Source organism: Arthrobacter sp. 179, assembly GCF_052379645.1.
Taxonomy (GTDB): domain Bacteria; phylum Actinomycetota; class Actinomycetes; order Actinomycetales; family Micrococcaceae; genus Arthrobacter_H.
This window is the reverse complement of the sequence record NZ_JBQSYU010000066.1, coordinates 1-518: the sequence shown is the minus strand read 5'-3', so window position 1 is coordinate 518 and position 518 is coordinate 1. Positions and strand designations below refer to the sequence as shown.

Sequence of the window (518 nt, the reverse complement as noted above, 5' to 3'; positions counted from 1 at the left end):
GGGACTGCTGCAAGTCGAGGTGACAGTTTGAGTGTCATGCTGCGAGAGCAGCTGGCTCTATGATTGCTTCGTACTCCACTGGGGTCAAACGACCCAGCCGGACCTGACGTCGACGCCGATGATATGTCCGCTCAATCCAGGTCACGATGGCGATCCTCAGCTGGCCCCGGGTGGCCCAGCGGCCACGGTCGAGCACGTTCTTCTGCAAGAGCGCAAAGAACGATTCCATGGCCGCATTGTCACCGGCCGCCCCGACTCTGCCCATCGACCCGACCAAGCCCTGACCGGCCAAAGCACGGACGAATTTCCTGGACCGAAATTGCGAACCGCGATCTGAATGCACCGTGCAGCCGGCCACGTCGCCACGTCTGGCCACGGCCATCTGGAGGGCATCAACTGCCAACCTGGCCTTCATCCGGCTGCTGATCGAGTAGCCCACGATCCGAGACGAGAACACGTCCTTTATCGCACAGAGGTAGAGCTTGCCCTGACTTGTTTCGTGCTCCGTGATGTCGGTC

General features: G+C 60.8%; 1 protein-coding gene. It reads right to left on the bottom strand.

What is annotated here, in order from left to right:
* Nucleotides 1-34 precede the first annotated feature (34 nt).
* The coding region (locus ACT3UE_RS15795) for an IS3 family transposase (protein WP_444567030.1) at nucleotides 35-518 on the bottom strand (484 nt) is incomplete at its 5' end.